At 55.0% G+C, this 14,453-nt stretch carries 17 protein-coding genes and 1 riboswitch; of the genes, 8 read left to right on the top strand and 9 right to left on the bottom strand.

From position 1 onward, the window contains the following. Positions 1–169: 169 nt before the first annotated feature. Together ACEYDX_RS03220 and queF are read right to left on the bottom strand one after the other, a co-directional pair. Positions 170–877, bottom strand: a complete 708-nt coding sequence (locus ACEYDX_RS03220; protein WP_373740596.1) for a 7-cyano-7-deazaguanine/7-aminomethyl-7-deazaguanine transporter — start codon at positions 875–877, stop codon at positions 170–172. Positions 878–879: 2 nt separating this feature from the next. Next, positions 880–925: riboswitch (PreQ1 riboswitch) on the bottom strand. 24 nt (positions 926–949) lie between these two features. Continuing rightward, the gene (gene queF, locus ACEYDX_RS03215) at positions 950–1,423 is read right to left on the bottom strand and encodes a preQ(1) synthase (RefSeq protein WP_373740595.1); all 474 of its coding nucleotides are present in this window, start codon (positions 1,421–1,423) and stop codon (positions 950–952) included. A 491-nt stretch (positions 1,424–1,914) separates the two neighbouring features. On the opposite strand from queF, the gene ACEYDX_RS03210 reads away from it, so the two are divergent. Beyond that, positions 1,915–2,409: a MarR family transcriptional regulator gene (locus ACEYDX_RS03210; protein ID WP_373740594.1), complete on the top strand. Its 495-nt coding sequence runs from the start codon at positions 1,915–1,917 to the stop codon at positions 2,407–2,409. A gap of 271 nt (positions 2,410–2,680) precedes the next feature. On the opposite strand, the gene leuD is transcribed toward ACEYDX_RS03210, so the two are convergent. The 4 genes from leuD to leuC all read right to left on the bottom strand — a co-directional run bounded on the left by leuD (position 2,681) and on the right by leuC (position 5,404). Next, positions 2,681–3,322 (bottom strand): 3-isopropylmalate dehydratase small subunit, encoded by a 642-nt coding sequence (gene leuD / locus ACEYDX_RS03205; RefSeq protein ID WP_373740593.1) that lies wholly within the window; start codon positions 3,320–3,322, stop codon positions 2,681–2,683. Positions 3,323–3,385: 63 nt separating this feature from the next. After that, the gene (locus ACEYDX_RS03200; RefSeq protein ID WP_373740592.1) at positions 3,386–3,520 is read right to left on the bottom strand and encodes an entericidin A/B family lipoprotein; all 135 of its coding nucleotides are present in this window, start codon (positions 3,518–3,520) and stop codon (positions 3,386–3,388) included. Positions 3,521–3,702: 182 nt separating this feature from the next. After that, positions 3,703–3,861, bottom strand: a complete 159-nt coding sequence (locus tag ACEYDX_RS03195) for an entericidin (protein ID WP_373740591.1) — start codon at positions 3,859–3,861, stop codon at positions 3,703–3,705. A 136-nt stretch (positions 3,862–3,997) separates the two neighbouring features. Continuing rightward, positions 3,998–5,404, bottom strand: coding sequence for a 3-isopropylmalate dehydratase large subunit (leuC, locus tag ACEYDX_RS03190; protein WP_373740590.1), 1,407 nt, complete (start codon positions 5,402–5,404; stop codon positions 3,998–4,000). Positions 5,405–5,645: 241 nt separating this feature from the next. Here leuC and modA point away from each other — a divergent pair, with 241 nt between their 5' ends. The 4 genes from modA to ACEYDX_RS03170 all read left to right on the top strand — a co-directional run bounded on the left by modA (position 5,646) and on the right by ACEYDX_RS03170 (position 9,242). Further along, a complete protein-coding gene (gene modA / locus ACEYDX_RS03185) occupies positions 5,646–6,440 on the top strand; it encodes a molybdate ABC transporter substrate-binding protein (RefSeq protein ID WP_373740589.1) in 795 nt (264 codons plus the stop codon). A 419-nt stretch (positions 6,441–6,859) separates the two neighbouring features. Next, positions 6,860–7,705, top strand: a complete 846-nt coding sequence (locus ACEYDX_RS03180; RefSeq protein ID WP_373740610.1) for a DUF817 domain-containing protein — start codon at positions 6,860–6,862, stop codon at positions 7,703–7,705. Between the two features lie 203 nt (positions 7,706–7,908). Continuing rightward, on the top strand, positions 7,909–8,586 hold the full coding sequence (modB, locus tag ACEYDX_RS03175) for a molybdate ABC transporter permease subunit (RefSeq protein WP_373740588.1): 678 nt from the start codon (positions 7,909–7,911) through the stop codon (positions 8,584–8,586). Further along, a complete protein-coding gene (locus ACEYDX_RS03170; RefSeq protein ID WP_373740587.1) occupies positions 8,586–9,242 on the top strand; it encodes an ABC transporter ATP-binding protein in 657 nt (218 codons plus the stop codon). The genes modB and ACEYDX_RS03170 overlap by 1 nt, the downstream gene beginning before the upstream one ends. 54 nt (positions 9,243–9,296) lie before the next feature. Here ACEYDX_RS03170 and ACEYDX_RS03165 read toward each other — a convergent pair whose 3' ends face one another. Continuing rightward, the gene (locus ACEYDX_RS03165; protein ID WP_373740586.1) at positions 9,297–10,100 is read right to left on the bottom strand and encodes a formate/nitrite transporter family protein; all 804 of its coding nucleotides are present in this window, start codon (positions 10,098–10,100) and stop codon (positions 9,297–9,299) included. A 390-nt stretch (positions 10,101–10,490) separates the two neighbouring features. On the opposite strand from ACEYDX_RS03165, the gene ACEYDX_RS03160 reads away from it, so the two are divergent. Next, entirely contained in the window at positions 10,491–10,682 is a 192-nt protein-coding gene (locus ACEYDX_RS03160) for a hypothetical protein (protein ID WP_373740585.1), read from the top strand. 52 nt (positions 10,683–10,734) lie between these two features. Here ACEYDX_RS03160 and rfaD read toward each other — a convergent pair whose 3' ends face one another. Next, positions 10,735–11,739: an ADP-glyceromanno-heptose 6-epimerase gene (gene rfaD, locus ACEYDX_RS03155; RefSeq protein ID WP_373740584.1), complete on the bottom strand. Its 1,005-nt coding sequence runs from the start codon at positions 11,737–11,739 to the stop codon at positions 10,735–10,737. Positions 11,740–11,851: 112 nt separating this feature from the next. Continuing rightward, positions 11,852–12,448, bottom strand: a complete 597-nt coding sequence (locus ACEYDX_RS03150; RefSeq protein WP_373740583.1) for a hypothetical protein — start codon at positions 12,446–12,448, stop codon at positions 11,852–11,854. Between the two features lie 302 nt (positions 12,449–12,750). On the opposite strand from ACEYDX_RS03150, the gene ACEYDX_RS03145 reads away from it, so the two are divergent. Further along, a complete protein-coding gene (locus ACEYDX_RS03145) occupies positions 12,751–14,010 on the top strand; it encodes a glutamate-5-semialdehyde dehydrogenase (RefSeq protein WP_373740582.1) in 1,260 nt (419 codons plus the stop codon). 93 nt (positions 14,011–14,103) lie between these two features. Next, positions 14,104–14,271: a hypothetical protein gene (locus ACEYDX_RS03140; protein WP_373740581.1), complete on the top strand. Its 168-nt coding sequence runs from the start codon at positions 14,104–14,106 to the stop codon at positions 14,269–14,271. The last annotated feature ends 182 nt before the right edge of the window (positions 14,272–14,453 follow it).

Below are 14,453 nucleotides of genomic sequence, written 5' to 3'. Positions count from 1 at the left end.
AAATCAAATACCAACGCAACATCCAAACACAGCCAAATTAAAAAAGATACAGCCATTCCCTGCTACTATCTTCATTCAGACAGAAACGGATGCTTGATTTCCGTCCGCTCCATAAACGTTCAGACGGCCTTCACGGCCGTCTGAAATTTATCTGCATACCGAAAACACCCTACTCCGCCGTTTCCGTTTTCAATACCAACGCATCTTCTCCGGCATTGCCCAACTCGGTCAGCTTTTTGGTCAGCACGTTCAGAATCACACCATAGGCCGGCAGGAAAAACAGCGTGCAAATCACCAGTTTGAACAGATAATCGACAAATGCGATATGCGGCCAGTTTGCCGCCATAAACGCATCGCTGCTGGCGTAAAACGCGATGCCGAAAAACAGCAGGGTATCGACGGCATTACCCGCGAACGTGGAAGCGGTCGGCGCAATCCACCAGCTTTTCAGACGGCGTAAACGGTTGAACACGAAAATATCGAGCAGCTGCCCCACCGCATAAGCGGAAAAACTTGCCAACGCGATGCGGAATACGAATCCGTTGAACTCGGCCAGCGCGCCCCATCCCGTCCACGTTCCCTGTTGGAACACGACGGACAACAGATACGACAACACCAGTGCGGGCAGCATCACAAAAAAGATAATCCGCCGCGCCAGCCGCTGCCCGAAAATGCGCACGGTCAAATCGGTGGACAGAAAAATAAACGGAAAACTCAGCGCACCCCAAGTGGAATGCACTTCATAACCCGTCGGCAGGGTAACCGTGAAGGGAAACTGCACCAGATAATTGCTGGACGCAATAATCAGAATGTGGAAAAGGACCAGCCAGAATAAGGCTTTGCGCTGCTGCGCAGGAGTGAAACGGTAGGTTGTCATGGGTTTCCTTAGTTTTGTTGTCGCGGGAGGATTGCGAACCGCGGTTGGGGTTGAAAAACCGATGGGATGAAACTACTGCATATCGTGTTTGAACAGCCGCTCGCGCGCCATCTGTTCAAACGGCGTACCGGCGCGGCCGTAGTTGGCAAACGGGTGGATGGCGATGCCGCCGCGCGGGGTAAAGCCGCCGAACACTTCGATATATTTCGGCTGCATCAGCGCAATCAGGTCTTTCATGATGATGTTCACACAGTCTTCGTGAAAATCACCGTGGTTGCGGAAGCTGAACAGATAAAGTTTCAGCGATTTGCTTTCCACCATTTTCACGTCGGGAATATAGCGGATGACGATGGTGGCGAAATCGGGCTGGCCGGTCATCGGGCACAGGCTGGTAAATTCGGGACAGACGAATTTGACGAAATAGTCGTTGCCGGGATGTTTGTTGTCAAACGCTTCCAATACTTCCGGCGCATAACGGTCGGGATAGCGGGTGTTGCTGTTTCCCAACAAAGTGATGCCGCCGAGTTCTTCGTTTGAACGGGTCATGAGGAGCTCCTAAAACAGGGGAAATGCCGGGCGGAAAAGCGGTGCATTTTAATATAAAAATCCCCGCACCGCCCGACTGTTTACACCCTTTTCCGCCTAAACGGCCCGTTTTTCGGTTATTTCGCGGATAGTTTTGCTAAGAACAAAACGCCTAGTGATAAAAAAGGTCAGCACAATGACTGGTGGTGTAATTTACCGAACTATCTCACGGACAGTCTCTCTAAAAAAACGGAATATCCGTAATACTCTATCTCCAACATAGTCTTTTATGAAACAATCATGTTTGTGAAATTAGATAAACGGTCGTTTTTTACGACCATTCATATGAAATAAGCATATGAAAATCCGTCTGTTGGATGTATAAACCGATTATCTTTTTTATATGATGAAAATAATTTAATGCACTACTATTTCATCCATGCAACACACAGCCCGTCTTCCGACGGCACACATTACCCCCGAACGAACCATCAAAAAGAGAAGAGATAAATATGAGTTTTTCACAAGCCGAATTAATAAACGCCCTGCGTCTTTTATCCAGCCGCCTGCCCCAGTTTTCCGAACAGCAGGTACAGGCCGGTCGTCTGTTGCGCGTTGTTACCGAACGTTTGAGCAGCCACCTGAACGACGGCCTGAAAATGTATGGCATCAACGAAAACCTGTGGTTTGCGCTCTTGGCGGTTTACGTCAGCCCCAACAGCGAAATCCTGCCCTCGCGACTGAGCGACCTCATGGACCTTACCCGCACCAGCGCCACCCGCCTGTCGGACGAAATGGTCGAGCGCAACTGGGTTGACCGCCACATCAACCAGCAAGACCGCCGTCAGATTGTTTTGAAACTGACCGCCGAAGGCGAAGCGTTCATCCAGAAAATCTGGCCGCAGATTTCCAGCAAAAGCGCCGAAGCATGGAAAGACTTCACCAACGAAGACTATGCCCAGCTCGAACATCTGCTGACCAAACTGCTTGCCCGTTTGGACAACTAAAAACACGCCCTACCCTCATCATATTTTCAGACGGCCTTAATCTGTGATTAAGGCCGTCTGAATTTCAATCACGGCGTTTGCTTTGCGGTGTTTGGATGATGCGTGAATGACACGGCTACCATCATTTTGCCCAAGCGGGAAGCCGGCTTGATGACAGAAAATTTTTATCCGGCCGCCGGCCAGTCAACCCTTATCCCGTAACCGCATCAAAAACCCGACAGGCCGTCTGAAAAACTTTTTCAGACGGCCTGTCGGTTTGTAACAGCGGCAATCAGCCGTTAAACAGCCACGGCTGGGCGGCACGGTGTTTGGCTTCGAATGCTTGAATGTCTTCGGCGTGTTGCAGGGTCAGGCCGATTTCGTCGAGGCCGTTTAACAGGCAGTGTTTGCGGTGTTCGGTGATGTCGAACGTGAACGCCTGCCCGCTCGGCGTGGTTAGGGTTTGCTTTTCCAAATCAATCGACAAACGGTAGCCTTCGTTGGCGAAGGTTTCCTGAAAAAGCTGCTCGACCTGTTCTTCGGTCAAAACGATGGGCAGCAAGCCGTTTTTGTAGCAGTTGTTGAAGAAGATGTCGGCGAACGACGGGGCGATGACGGCGCGGAAACCGTAGTCGTCGAGCGCCCACGGCGCGTGTTCGCGGCTGGAACCGCAACCGAAGTTTTTACGGGTCAGCAGAATCTGTGCACCCTGATAACGCGGCTGGTTGAGTGCAAAATCGGGATTGAGCGGACGTTTGCTGTTGTCCATGCCCGGTTCGCCGTGGTCGAGATAACGCCATTCGTCGAAAGCATTCGGCCCGAAACCGCTGCGTTTGATGGATTTGAGAAACTGTTTGGGGATGATGGCGTCGGTATCGACGTTGCTGCGGTCAAGCGGGGCGACAAGGGCGTTGATTCGGGTAAAGGCTTTCATGGGATACTCTGTTCGGATGGGCTGGTGTTTGAAAAATCCCCCGCAGATGCGGGGGATTTCTGCTTATCGGATGTGGCGGTCTGCGCTTTGCTCCAAGCTGCTGCCGGCTTTCGAAATGTCTCTGCCGAAACCGGAAACGGTGTTGCAGGCAGAAAGCAGGGTCATCACGGCAATTGCTGCCAATACGGTTTTTTTCATGTTTGTACTCCTTTTTCAGATAATGGGATAACGCCCTGATAAACTGTCCGCATCACGCCGTCTGAAACGGCATCCGGTTTTCTGTATTTTCGGATAAAGGCCGTCTGAAAACTGCTGAATCATCCGTTTTTCAGACGGCCGCACAAGATGCGGGCAGGCGGACGGGGGTTAAAACGGAAGGCTTACTGGCCGTATTGCGGCTGGTTGTACTGCTGCTGGGGCTGTGAAGACGAACCGCTGATGGAATCCGCTGCGGAGGTAATGTCGCGGCCGAAGCCGGCAACGGTGTTGCAGCCGGCCAGAATCAGAGCGGTCAAAGCGATAACGGCGGTTTTTTTCATAATATATGTGTCCTTTTAAATGACTGGAATGAACGGGAATATCCGGAACAGTTGCCCGTATCATGCCAAACTTTATGCGGAAAAACAAATTTTCGATGCAGGCCGTCTGAAAGTTTTTCAGACGGCCTGTTGTTTTTTACAGAGTGCGAACGTCGGTAAAGCGGCCTGTTACCGCCGCCGCCGCCGCCATGGACGGGCTGACGAGATGAGTCCGCCCGCCGTTGCCCTGACGGCCTTCGAAGTTGCGGTTGGACGTGGACGCACAACGCTCCTGCGGGGCGAGACGGTCTGCATTCATGGCGAGGCACATGGAGCAGCCGGGTTCGCGCCATTCGAAGCCTGCTTCGGTGAAGATTTTGTCCAAGCCTTCGCGCTCGGCCTGTTCTTTCACCAAGCCCGAACCGGGTACGACCAATACGCGGTTGACGTTGGTGGCTTTTTTGCGGCCTTTGGCGACGGCGGCGGCTTCGCGTAAGTCCTCGATGCGGCTGTTGGTGCATGAGCCGATGAATACCACGTCCACGGGGATTTCGTTCAAAGGCGTACCGGCCTGCAAACCCATGTATTCCAAGGCTCTTTCCATGCCGCTGCGTTTGACGGGGTCGGTTTCGTCGGCAGGGTTCGGCACTTTGCCGTCCACGCCCAAGACCATTTCGGGCGACGTACCCCATGTTACCTGCGGCTCGATGTCTTCGGCTTTGAAGCGGTAAACCTTGTCGAACTGCGCGCCTTCGTCGGAAACCAGCGTGCGCCAGTAGGCCACGGCTTTGTCCCAGTTTTCGCCTTTGGGCGCGAGCGGTTTGTCTTTCACATAGTCGATCGTGGTTTGGTCAACCGCAACGATACCCGAACGTGCGCCGGCTTCAATGGCCATATTGCACAGGGTCATGCGGCCTTCCATTGACAGGCTGCGGATGGCCTCGCCGCCGAATTCGATGGCATAGCCTGTACCGCCCGCCGTACCGATTTGGCCGATGACGTACAAGGCCACATCTTTGGCGGTTACACCCGTTTTCAGACGGCCTTCCACCGAAATCAGCATGGATTTTGACTTTTTGGCGGTGATGCACTGGGTCGCCATCGTGTGTTCGACTTCGGACGTGCCGATGCCGTGTGCCAGCGCACCGAACGCGCCGTGGGTGGAGGTGTGCGAGTCGCCGCAGACCACGGTCATGCCGGGCAGCGTCGCGCCCTGTTCGGGACCCATGACATGAACAATGCCCTGGCCTTTGTCCATAAACGGAAAATAGGCCAGCGCGCCGAATTCTTTGATGTTTTTGTCCAACGTATCGACTTGCAGCTTGGAAATCGGGTCTTGGATGCCTTTGTCCCAATGGTCGGTAGGGGTGTTGTGGTCGGCGGTGGAGACCACGCTGTCGATGCGCCAGAGTTTGCGGCCGGCCATTTTCAGGCCTTCGAAAGCTTGCGGACTGGTGACTTCGTGTACCAGATGGCGGTCGATATAAAGCAGAACCGTGCCGTCTTCTTCTTCGCGGACGATGTGGCTGTTCCAGAGTTTGTCGTAAAGGGTTTGTGCGCTCATGATTGTTTACCGTAGCGGTATTTTTTCAAGTGGTTGTTTTGGTCGGCAGATTTTAGGCTTATCGCAGCGCGTTGGCAAGAAATTTGTCTAATTTTCAGATTTTTTGTTTGACACTATACGAAAATCAGAAAATTTTTAGACATTTTGTCCGATAAATTTTCCGTACCGTTCCCAAACAATCCGCAAAAACGGCATGCAATACTTTATAATCTTTCGCCGCATCTGCTTTTACCGACACGGAATGATGCGCCGTAATCTCCTGTTTTACCCCGAAGAACAAAGCCCAATGAACAAAATACCGACATCCGCCGCCGTTTTGTGCGCTTTTCTGTCTGCCGGCGCACAGGCCGCCGACCTGACCGTTTCCGCCGCTGCCAGTTTGGGCAACGCATTCAAGGAAATCGCCGCGCAATACGGCCAAAAAAATCCGCACGTCAAAATCAGGCTCAACACCGCCGGTTCGGGCGTTCTGTTGCAGCAGATGGTACGGGGCGCACCGGTAGACGTGGTGGCGTTCGCCGATCAGGAAACCATGCGGCAGGCGTTGGCCAAGAACGCGGTGGATGCGAAAACCCATAAAACTTTCGCACTCAATTCGCTGGTGGTCGCCGCACCGGCAAACAGCCCGCACACCTTAGGCCGTCTGAACGGCTTGGCTTCGCCGGCATTCGGCCGCATCGCCCTCGGCAATCCGAACGGCGTGCCGGCGGGCCGGTATGCCAAAGCCGCGCTGGAAAAAGCGGGCGTGTGGACGGCCGTGCAGCCCAAAGCCGTCATCACGCAAAACGTGCGCCAGTCGCTCGACTACATCGCCCGCGGCGAAGTGGACGCGGGCTTTGTTTACCGCACCGATGCCCTGCTGATGAAAAACAAAGTGAAAATCCTGCACACCGTCGCTACCACCGAACCCGTCCGCTATCCGATTGCCGTGGCCGCACAGAGTAAAAACAAGGCGGAAGCGCAACGGTTTGCAGACTATGTTTTGTCGGCCCACGGACAAAACGTGCTGGCAAAATACGGGTTCCGCAAACCGTAAATCCGAATCGGGAAACCGTGCGCCGTTTGGATGCTTGAACCGCATTTTCCGCAACAGGCCGTCTGAAAGCCCCGTTCAGACGGCCTGACCGTTTCCGCCATGCCGGGCAACAGCATATGGTTTGCGGTTTACATACATTGTCCTGTCTGCCTGACCGCATTTTCTGCCCGCACGGACAAGGCCGCCTGAAAAAAACGCCATTTGTTTTTCAGACGGCCTTCCGCAGCCTGCCGTCTGCTACAATCGCGCGTTTCAAAACACGGCAAAAACCATCCGTCCGCACAGTGAAACCGCTGTCCGCCCCGACCGCATGGCCGTCATGCCCCGCAAAACGGAAACCGCGGCCACGCCGCCTTTTCCTGCGGACGCTTCCGACAACAACTTTGGTTTTTCCCATCCACACTTTCCCATCCACCCGCATGCTCAACAAACTCGACACTTGGCTCACACACCATCCCGACCGCGCCGGTTTGCGCGGTTTCAAACGTTTTCTCACCGAATTCTGGTTTTTCGGCCTGAAAGAAGCCCGCGCCTGCCTGTTTGCGGGGCTGTTTTTCGTGGCCATGTTCGCCATTCCGCGCGACGGTTTCGCAGGGGTTTCCCGCTACGACCTGCTGCTGGTGTTCGCGCTGGCGGTGCAGGCGGCGATGCTGGTGTTCAAGCTGGAAACGTGGGACGAAGTGAAATCCATCACGCTGTTCCACATCGTCGGCTTTGCGCTGGAAGTGTTCAAAACGTCGGGCAGCATCCAATCGTGGGCCTATCCGGGCGAAGGCTATACCAAAGTGTTCGGCGTGCCGCTGTTTGCGGGGTTTATGTATGCCGCCGTCGGCAGCTACATCATTCAGGCGTGGCGGCTGCTCGACGTGGAAATCAGAAGCCATCCGCCCTACTGGCTGGCGACATTGGCCGCGCTCTTGGTGTACGCCAATTTTTTCACGCACCACTACATCGGCGACTACCGCTGGTATATCGGCGCGTTTATCCTGGGGCTGTACGCGCGCACCACCGTGTATTTCACGCCTTACGACCGCAGGCGGAAAATGCCGCTGCTGCTGGCCTTCGTGTTAATCGGTTTCTTTATCTGGATGGCGGAAAACATCGGCACGCTTGCGGGCGTGTGGCGGTATCCCAACCAGCTCGGCGCATGGTCGGCGGTGCACATCAGCAAATGGAGTTCGTGGTCGCTGCTGGTAATTATGACGTTTACCATCGTGGCCAACCTGAAACACATCAAGCACACCGTGGCCGTATCGCGTGATTAGGCCGTCTGAAAAACCGCACGCATCCGTCAAACGCCGAACCGGCAGCACATTTTCAGACGGCCTGAACCGAACGCCCCGTACGCACGGCGGCCGCAATCGTGTACACTCTGCATCCGACCGACGCCGTCTGAAACATCGGACAGCCGCCCCGCCTGACAACCGTGTTCAGACGGCCTTACTGCACACCATCCGACATCCCGCCCATGCCTGCCGAATCATTCGCCATTCCCCTGTTCCTGTCGCTCAAAGTCGCCGGAACCGCCACGCTCGCCAACATCGTGTTCGGCACGGTGGCGGGTTTCCTGCTGGCGAAAAGCCGTTTTGCGGGACGCAACCTGCTCGACACGCTGCTCACGCTGCCGATGGTGCTGCCGCCGACGGTGCTCGGTTATTACCTGCTGGTGCTGTTCGGGCGCAACAGCGCAGCCGGCGCATGGTTGCAGGAAACGTTCGGCATCAGCCTGATTTTCACTTGGCAGGGGGCTGCCGTGGCGGCGGCCGCAGCGACCTTCCCGCTGGTGTTCAAGCCCGCACGCGCGGCGTTCGAAAGCGTCAATCCGCAATTGGAACAGGCTGCGCGGGTGTTGGGATTGGGCGGCACGGCGGTGTTTTTCCGCGTCAGCCTGCCTTTGGCATGGCGCGGCATTCTGGCGGGCGTACTGCTCGCATTCGCCCGCGCCTTGGGCGAATTCGGCGCCACGCTGATGATTGCGGGCAGCATTCCCGGCCAAACGCAAACCCTGTCGGTCGCCATTTACGAAGCGGTTCAGGCGGGAGACGATGCCGCCGCCGATGCACTGGTGCTGGCGGTTTCGCTGCTGTGCGCCGCCGTTTTGCTGGCCGCAGGACGGCTGCTGAAACCGAAAGACGGGAGAATGTGATGCGCTTTGATGCGGATATCCGAAAAACGCTCGGCACTTTCCGACTGAACGCCCGTTTGCAGTCCGATGCCTCTAGGCTGGCCGTTATCGGCGCATCCGGTTCGGGGAAAAGCCTGCTGCTGCAAATGCTGGCCGGTTTGGCCGATCCCGACGGCGGACACATCCGCTTTAACGGCGAAACCTGGTTCGACGGCCGCAGCCTATGCAAACCGCAGGCGCGCAACGTCGGGCTGGTGTTTCAAAACCACGCCCTGTTCCCCCACCTGACCGTCGCCCAAAACATCGCATTCGGCCTGCAAACGGGTTGGCGCAATCCGAAAAAACAGGCTCAACACAACGAAAAAGTTGCGGAATGGCTCGACATCATGCAGCTTGCCACCCATGCCGGCCATTATCCCTACCAGATTTCGGGCGGACAGCAGCAGCGCACCGCCCTTGCCCGCGCGCTGATTACCGAACCGCGGCTGCTGTTGCTCGACGAACCGTTTTCCGCGCTCGATACCGCCCTGCGCCGCACCATGCGCCAAGAACTCGACCGTCTGCAACGGCAAACGGGCGTGCCGTTCATCTTGGTCAGCCACGACCCCGCCGATGCGGAAATACTGGCCGACGAAGTATGGGAAACGGCAAACGGGGTATTGTGCAAAACAGGCTGAACGGCAAAGGCCGTCTGAAAACTTTTTCAGACGGCCTTTGGCGTTCATACCAAACTAAATCGAAAAATCTTCTTTGAGCAGATGCTTGTAGGCATACAGGTAGGATGCGCCGACAAACAGAAAACCGCCCACCACGTTGCCCAAAAACACCGGCACCATATTGGCGAAAAACTGTCCCCACGTTACCGGCGCGCCCACCCAAATACCGGCCGGAATGATGAACATGTTGGCAACGAAATGCTGGAAACCGATTAACACGAAAATCATCACCGGAAACCACATCGCCAAAATGCGCCCCGACGTGAATTTCGAGCCGAAATAAAACCAAATGCCCATGCACACCATCCAGTTGCAGGCAATCGCCGAAATAAACGCACGGCCGAAATCCATATCCACTTTCGCCTTGGCGATGGCGATGGTTTTGGCTGCCGCCGCACCTTCGGAAAGGCCGACGTAATGGCCGAGAAAATACGCCATCGCCACCGCACCGGCCAGATTGCCCAAACTGACCACCACCCAGTTTTTCGCCAGTTTGCCGATGTTCACACGGCGCGTCATCCAGCCCAGCGACATAATCATCATATTGCCGGTGGCCAGCTCGCCGCCGCCGATTAAAATACAGATCAGGCAGATGGGAAACACAGCCGCGCCCAAAAGCGCCGCCAGCCCGCCCCATTCGGCGGGAATGCCGCTGACCACGCGCAGATAGGCCAGATAGCCGAAACCGACATAACCGCCGCCCAGAAAACTCAAAATCGCCAGCATTTTCAGGCTGCTGTTGGATTTTGCAAAACTCTTGCCGATGGCGTCCTGCAGGATTTCGTGCGGAAAAAAGTCCCTGTTTTGATTTTGGCTCATGATGATTCCGTAAAATGATAAACAGTCGCGCGGAATATACCCGCTCCGCAGGCCGGCAGGGAAATAACACCTGATTTTAAGAAAAGCATTTTTGGTTATATGCAAAACGGAACAGGCCGTCTGAAAACTTTTCAGACGGCCTGTCCCGTTTTGCATGCTGCCGATTATCCCGTTGCTGCCGACATGTTTCCGATTATCAAGCCTGTTGCGGCACTTCCCTACCCGCCCCCGTCCCGTCATTCCCGTGCAGGCGGGAATCCATGTCCGGCTTCAGCTGTTGTTTGAACCACAAACGCATCTTGTTTTTACCGTGGATTCCCGCCTGCGCGGGAATGACGGAATTTAGCGGTTATCTAAAAATCAGCCCTAAAAAACGATGACATCCGACGCTTGCCCGACAAACCGGCCGAAGATGAAATCCACGTCCATATCAGCGATACAAGGCCGTCTGAAAACTTTTCAGACGGCCTTTTGCTGTTTCCATGTTTCCGATTATCCGTTGTGTTGCAGCATGCCCATTTTCAAGCAAACACCTATTCCGTCTTCCGCACAAGCCAGCTACCCGATGAACCCGACAAATAAACAGGCCGTCTGAAAACTCATTTTCAGACGGCCTGTCCGCATCACAACCCGATTACACCAGATTGTCCAGCATCCACGCCACATAGCGGCCCACACCCTGTTTCACATCGTAAAACTCGGCGTTGTAGCCCGCTTCGCGCAGCTTGGCGATGTCGGCCTGCGTGAAACTCTGGTATTTGCCTTTGAGCGCGTCGGGGAACGGGATGTAGCGGATAAGTTCTTCTTTTACCAGCTCTTCCAAACTCAGTTCCGGTTTGCCTTCGGCGGCGCGGCAGGCGTTTACCGTGGCGGCGGCCAGCTCGTTGAACTGCTGGCTGCGGCCCGTTCCCAGGTTGAAAATACCCGAAAGCTCGGGATTGTCGAAGAAATGGAGGTTGACCTTGACCACGTCTTCCACGCTCACGAAATCGCGGGTTTGCGCGCCGTTTTCATAACCGTCGTTCGCGCCGAACAGATTCACGTAGCCCTGCTCGCGGTATTGGTTGAAATGGTGGAAGGCCACGGATGCCATGCGGCCTTTGTGCTGTTCGCGCTGGCCGTAAACGTTGAAATAGCGGAAACCGGCCACCTGCGCGGTCAAGCCCTGTTCGATGCGGCGGCGCAGGATTTGGTCGAACAGGAATTTGGAATAGCCGTACACATTCAGCGGAGCTTCAAGTTCGCGCTCTTCGCGGAACACTTCGCCTTTGCCGTACACGGCCGCGCTGGATGCGTAAAGAAACGGGATGCGCTCGTCCTGACACCAGTCCAAAAGGTCGAGCGTGTATTGATAGTTGTTGTCCATCATATACTTGCCGTCGTGGTTCATGGTGTCGCTGCACGCGCCTTGGTGGAACACGGCTTCGATGTCGTCAAACGGAAAAATGTGTTCGCGCACTTGGCGGATGAATTCGTGTTTGTCGAGATAATGGGCGATTTCGCAGTCGGCGAGGTTTTTGAATTTGTCGCCGTTGGAAAGGTTGTCCACTGCGACAATGTCGGTGATGCCGCGTTCGTTGAGGGCTTTGACGAGGTTGCTGCCGATGAAGCCTGCGGCTCCGGTTACGATAATGGTCATGAAATTTCCTTCGGATGTAAAAAGGCCGTCTGAAAACATTTTAGCAAAAATATTTTCAGACGGCCTGACATATTGCCCTGCAAACAGGGATGCCGTTTTGTTGTCCTTCCGCCTATCGGCGCAGGCAGCTCACGGGACCGGCCACGGGTACGGGCGTTAACGCACCGGATTTTTTGTCCACCTCGAACACCGCCACGCCGCAGCCTTTTTTCCTGTTCAGGCCGATGACTTCGTAGTCTTTGCCTGATTCGGGAATGAACGACCCTTTGCTGCTGTTGCAGGTACCTTCGCCCAGCGTAATGATTTCTTCGGCCACATATTGCGCCGACACGCCCGTAAACGGCGCCTGCACATTCACAGGCATACCGGCGGGGATTTCCAGTTCGCGGAAAAACGTATTGCGCAACCCGCGCCCGCGGATTTGGCGGCTGTGCTCGGTAGCCGTTATGCCCAGCGTATGGCTGCGCATACCGGTCAGCGGCTGCCAGAACCCGCCCGCGCTGCCGCCGACAACGGTATTCTCCCCTTTTTTACCCGCCGCGCAATCGATGGCGGAAGTCAGCACCGACGCTTTGCTGTTCTGCCCGAACAGGCGCACGCGCGCTTCCGTTTCGGGGCGGTAGTCGGTCATCTCATCCAGCACCGGTTCGTAGCCCGAACAAGCCGACAGCAGCAAAGCAACAAAAGAAGTAAGAAAAACCCGTTTCATCGAAAACTCACACTAATTATTGTTAAATACTGTAATGTAATTATAAGTTAAGCACAGATTGAAAACAATCAAATTCTGACTTGAAATCCCTTTCAGACGGCCTTATCATCAAAAAACGCTTTCGATACAGGGAGAAACCGCCGCCGCATCTGCCCGATACGCACCCTGAAGGCTTTTCCTGTCTATTTTTTGCGTAAACCGCCGCTTTTTCCGCCATAAAAATGCGCAAACACCCGAATAACATAACCCTTTCAAACCGTTGGTTTTTTGACAAAACCGCCACACTTTTCAGGTCTGCAACCATGAACGACATCCACGCTTACGTCCGCACCACCGCCGCCGCCGCGAAACAGGCGTTTTACCTGATGGCGCAGGCAAGTTCCGCACAGAAAAACGCCGCGCTTCTGCGCATGGCCGAACTGCTCAAGCAGCATGAAGCCGCCGTGCTCGCCGCCAACGCGCAGGACATGGAAAACGCCGCCGCCAAAGGCTTGGAATCCGCCCTGCTCGACCGCCTGAAACTGACGGAAAAAACCGTCGAATCCATGTGCGAAGGCCTGCGCCAAGTGGCCGCGCTGCCCGACCCCGTCGGCGAAATGGACGAATTCCGCATCCGCCCCAACGGTCTGCAAATCGGCAAAATGCGCGTGCCGCTCGGCGTCATCGGCATCATTTACGAATCGCGTCCGAATGTGACCATCGACGCGGCGGCTCTGTGCCTGAAATCGGGTAATGCCTGCGTGTTGCGCGGCGGCAGCGAAGCGTTCCACGGTAATATGGCCATTGCCAAACTCATCCGCCAGGCCCTGACCGAAAACGGCCTGCCGCCCGCCGCCGTGAGCATTATTGAAAACACCGACCGCGAAAGTGTCGGCGCGATGCTGCAAAGCCCTGATTTGATTGACGTGATTATTCCGCGCGGCGGCAAATCGCTGGTTGCCCGCATCGCCGCCGAAGCCCGCGTGCCCGTCATCAAACATCTCGACGGCATCTGCCATGTCTATATCGATCAAGCCGCCGACACCGAAAAAGCCGTCAATATCGCGTTCAACGCCAAAACCTCGCGCTACGGCACCTGCAACACGATGGAAACGCTGCTGGTTCACGCTGAGCGTGCCGCCGAAATTCTGCCGCTGCTGGCCGAAAAATACGCGGAAAAACAAGTCGAACTGCGCGGCTGCCCGCGTACTCTGGCCATTCTGCCCGATATTCAGACGGCCACCGACGAAGATTGGGACACCGAATACCTCGCCCCGGTTTTGGCGGTAAAAATCGTCGACAGCCTCGCCGAAGCCATCGCCCACATCAACACCCACGGCAGCCACCACACCGATTCCATCGTCACCGAATCCTACACCGACGCGCAAACCTTCCTGCGCGCGGTGGACAGCGCAAGCGTGATGGTGAACGCCAGCACGCGTTTCGCCGACGGCTTCGAATTCGGCCTCGGCGCGGAAATCGGCATTTCCACCGACAAAATCCACGTCCGCGGCCCCGTCGGTCTGCACGGCCTGACCTCGCAGAAATGGATTGTGTTGGGCAACGGGCAGGTGCGTGGCTGATAAAGTACGGCCGTCTGAAAAGTTTCGGCTTTTCTTTACCTATCGCCCGAATTGTTCAACCGAGTTCAGGTATGGAACCAAGCTAAAATTCCCATGGAAAAATATATTCTTTTATCTATCGGCATGTGCTTGATCTTATTCACCATAACCGCAGCCAAATTCGGTTGGGTTGAAACACCCAAAGTCAAAAATAAATCAGCATTGAATATCAGCATGATGGTTATTGCAATGAGTGCCATTTTGCTATTACTCAACACATGACTTTACACCAAGGCCGTCTGAAATTTCAGACGGCCTTTGTCATCTATAGCAAATAAACTTATTTATCGATACACACCTGAAACAGCCAATCCACATCCGTAATTCGCAGCCGATTCCTAACACCTTTAATCCAAGCCCACTTTTTCTCTATCTGATTCAGATCGGGGCTATAAGGTGGAAGC

It is taken from the genome of Neisseria sp., assembly GCF_041804105.1.
Classification (GTDB): Bacteria; Pseudomonadota; Gammaproteobacteria; order Burkholderiales; family Neisseriaceae; genus Neisseria.
This window is presented reverse-complemented; position numbering and strand designations above follow the sequence as displayed.

Coding starts and splice junctions, on each gene's coding strand:
- queF (WP_373740595.1), bottom strand. CDS start 1,423: ATGACCCGTTCAAACGAAGAACTCGGCGGCATCACTTTGTTGGGAAAC.
- modB (WP_373740588.1), top strand. CDS start 7,909: ATGCCTGCCGAATCATTCGCCATTCCCCTGTTCCTGTCGCTCAAAGTC.
- rfaD (WP_373740584.1), bottom strand. CDS start 11,739: ATGACCATTATCGTAACCGGAGCCGCAGGCTTCATCGGCAGCAACCTC.
- ACEYDX_RS03180 (WP_373740610.1), top strand. CDS start 6,860: ATGCTCAACAAACTCGACACTTGGCTCACACACCATCCCGACCGCGCC.
- leuC (WP_373740590.1), bottom strand. CDS start 5,404: ATGAGCGCACAAACCCTTTACGACAAACTCTGGAACAGCCACATCGTC.
- ACEYDX_RS03220 (WP_373740596.1), bottom strand. CDS start 877: ATGACAACCTACCGTTTCACTCCTGCGCAGCAGCGCAAAGCCTTATTC.
- ACEYDX_RS03210 (WP_373740594.1), top strand. CDS start 1,915: ATGAGTTTTTCACAAGCCGAATTAATAAACGCCCTGCGTCTTTTATCC.
- ACEYDX_RS03200 (WP_373740592.1), bottom strand. CDS start 3,520: ATGAAAAAAACCGTATTGGCAGCAATTGCCGTGATGACCCTGCTTTCT.
- ACEYDX_RS03150 (WP_373740583.1), bottom strand. CDS start 12,448: ATGAAACGGGTTTTTCTTACTTCTTTTGTTGCTTTGCTGCTGTCGGCT.
- modA (WP_373740589.1), top strand. CDS start 5,646: ATGATGCGCCGTAATCTCCTGTTTTACCCCGAAGAACAAAGCCCAATG.
- ACEYDX_RS03195 (WP_373740591.1), bottom strand. CDS start 3,861: ATGAAAAAAACCGCCGTTATCGCTTTGACCGCTCTGATTCTGGCCGGC.
- leuD (WP_373740593.1), bottom strand. CDS start 3,322: ATGAAAGCCTTTACCCGAATCAACGCCCTTGTCGCCCCGCTTGACCGC.
- ACEYDX_RS03140 (WP_373740581.1), top strand. CDS start 14,104: ATGGAAAAATATATTCTTTTATCTATCGGCATGTGCTTGATCTTATTC.
- ACEYDX_RS03165 (WP_373740586.1), bottom strand. CDS start 10,100: ATGAGCCAAAATCAAAACAGGGACTTTTTTCCGCACGAAATCCTGCAG.
- ACEYDX_RS03145 (WP_373740582.1), top strand. CDS start 12,751: ATGAACGACATCCACGCTTACGTCCGCACCACCGCCGCCGCCGCGAAA.
- ACEYDX_RS03170 (WP_373740587.1), top strand. CDS start 8,586: ATGCGCTTTGATGCGGATATCCGAAAAACGCTCGGCACTTTCCGACTG.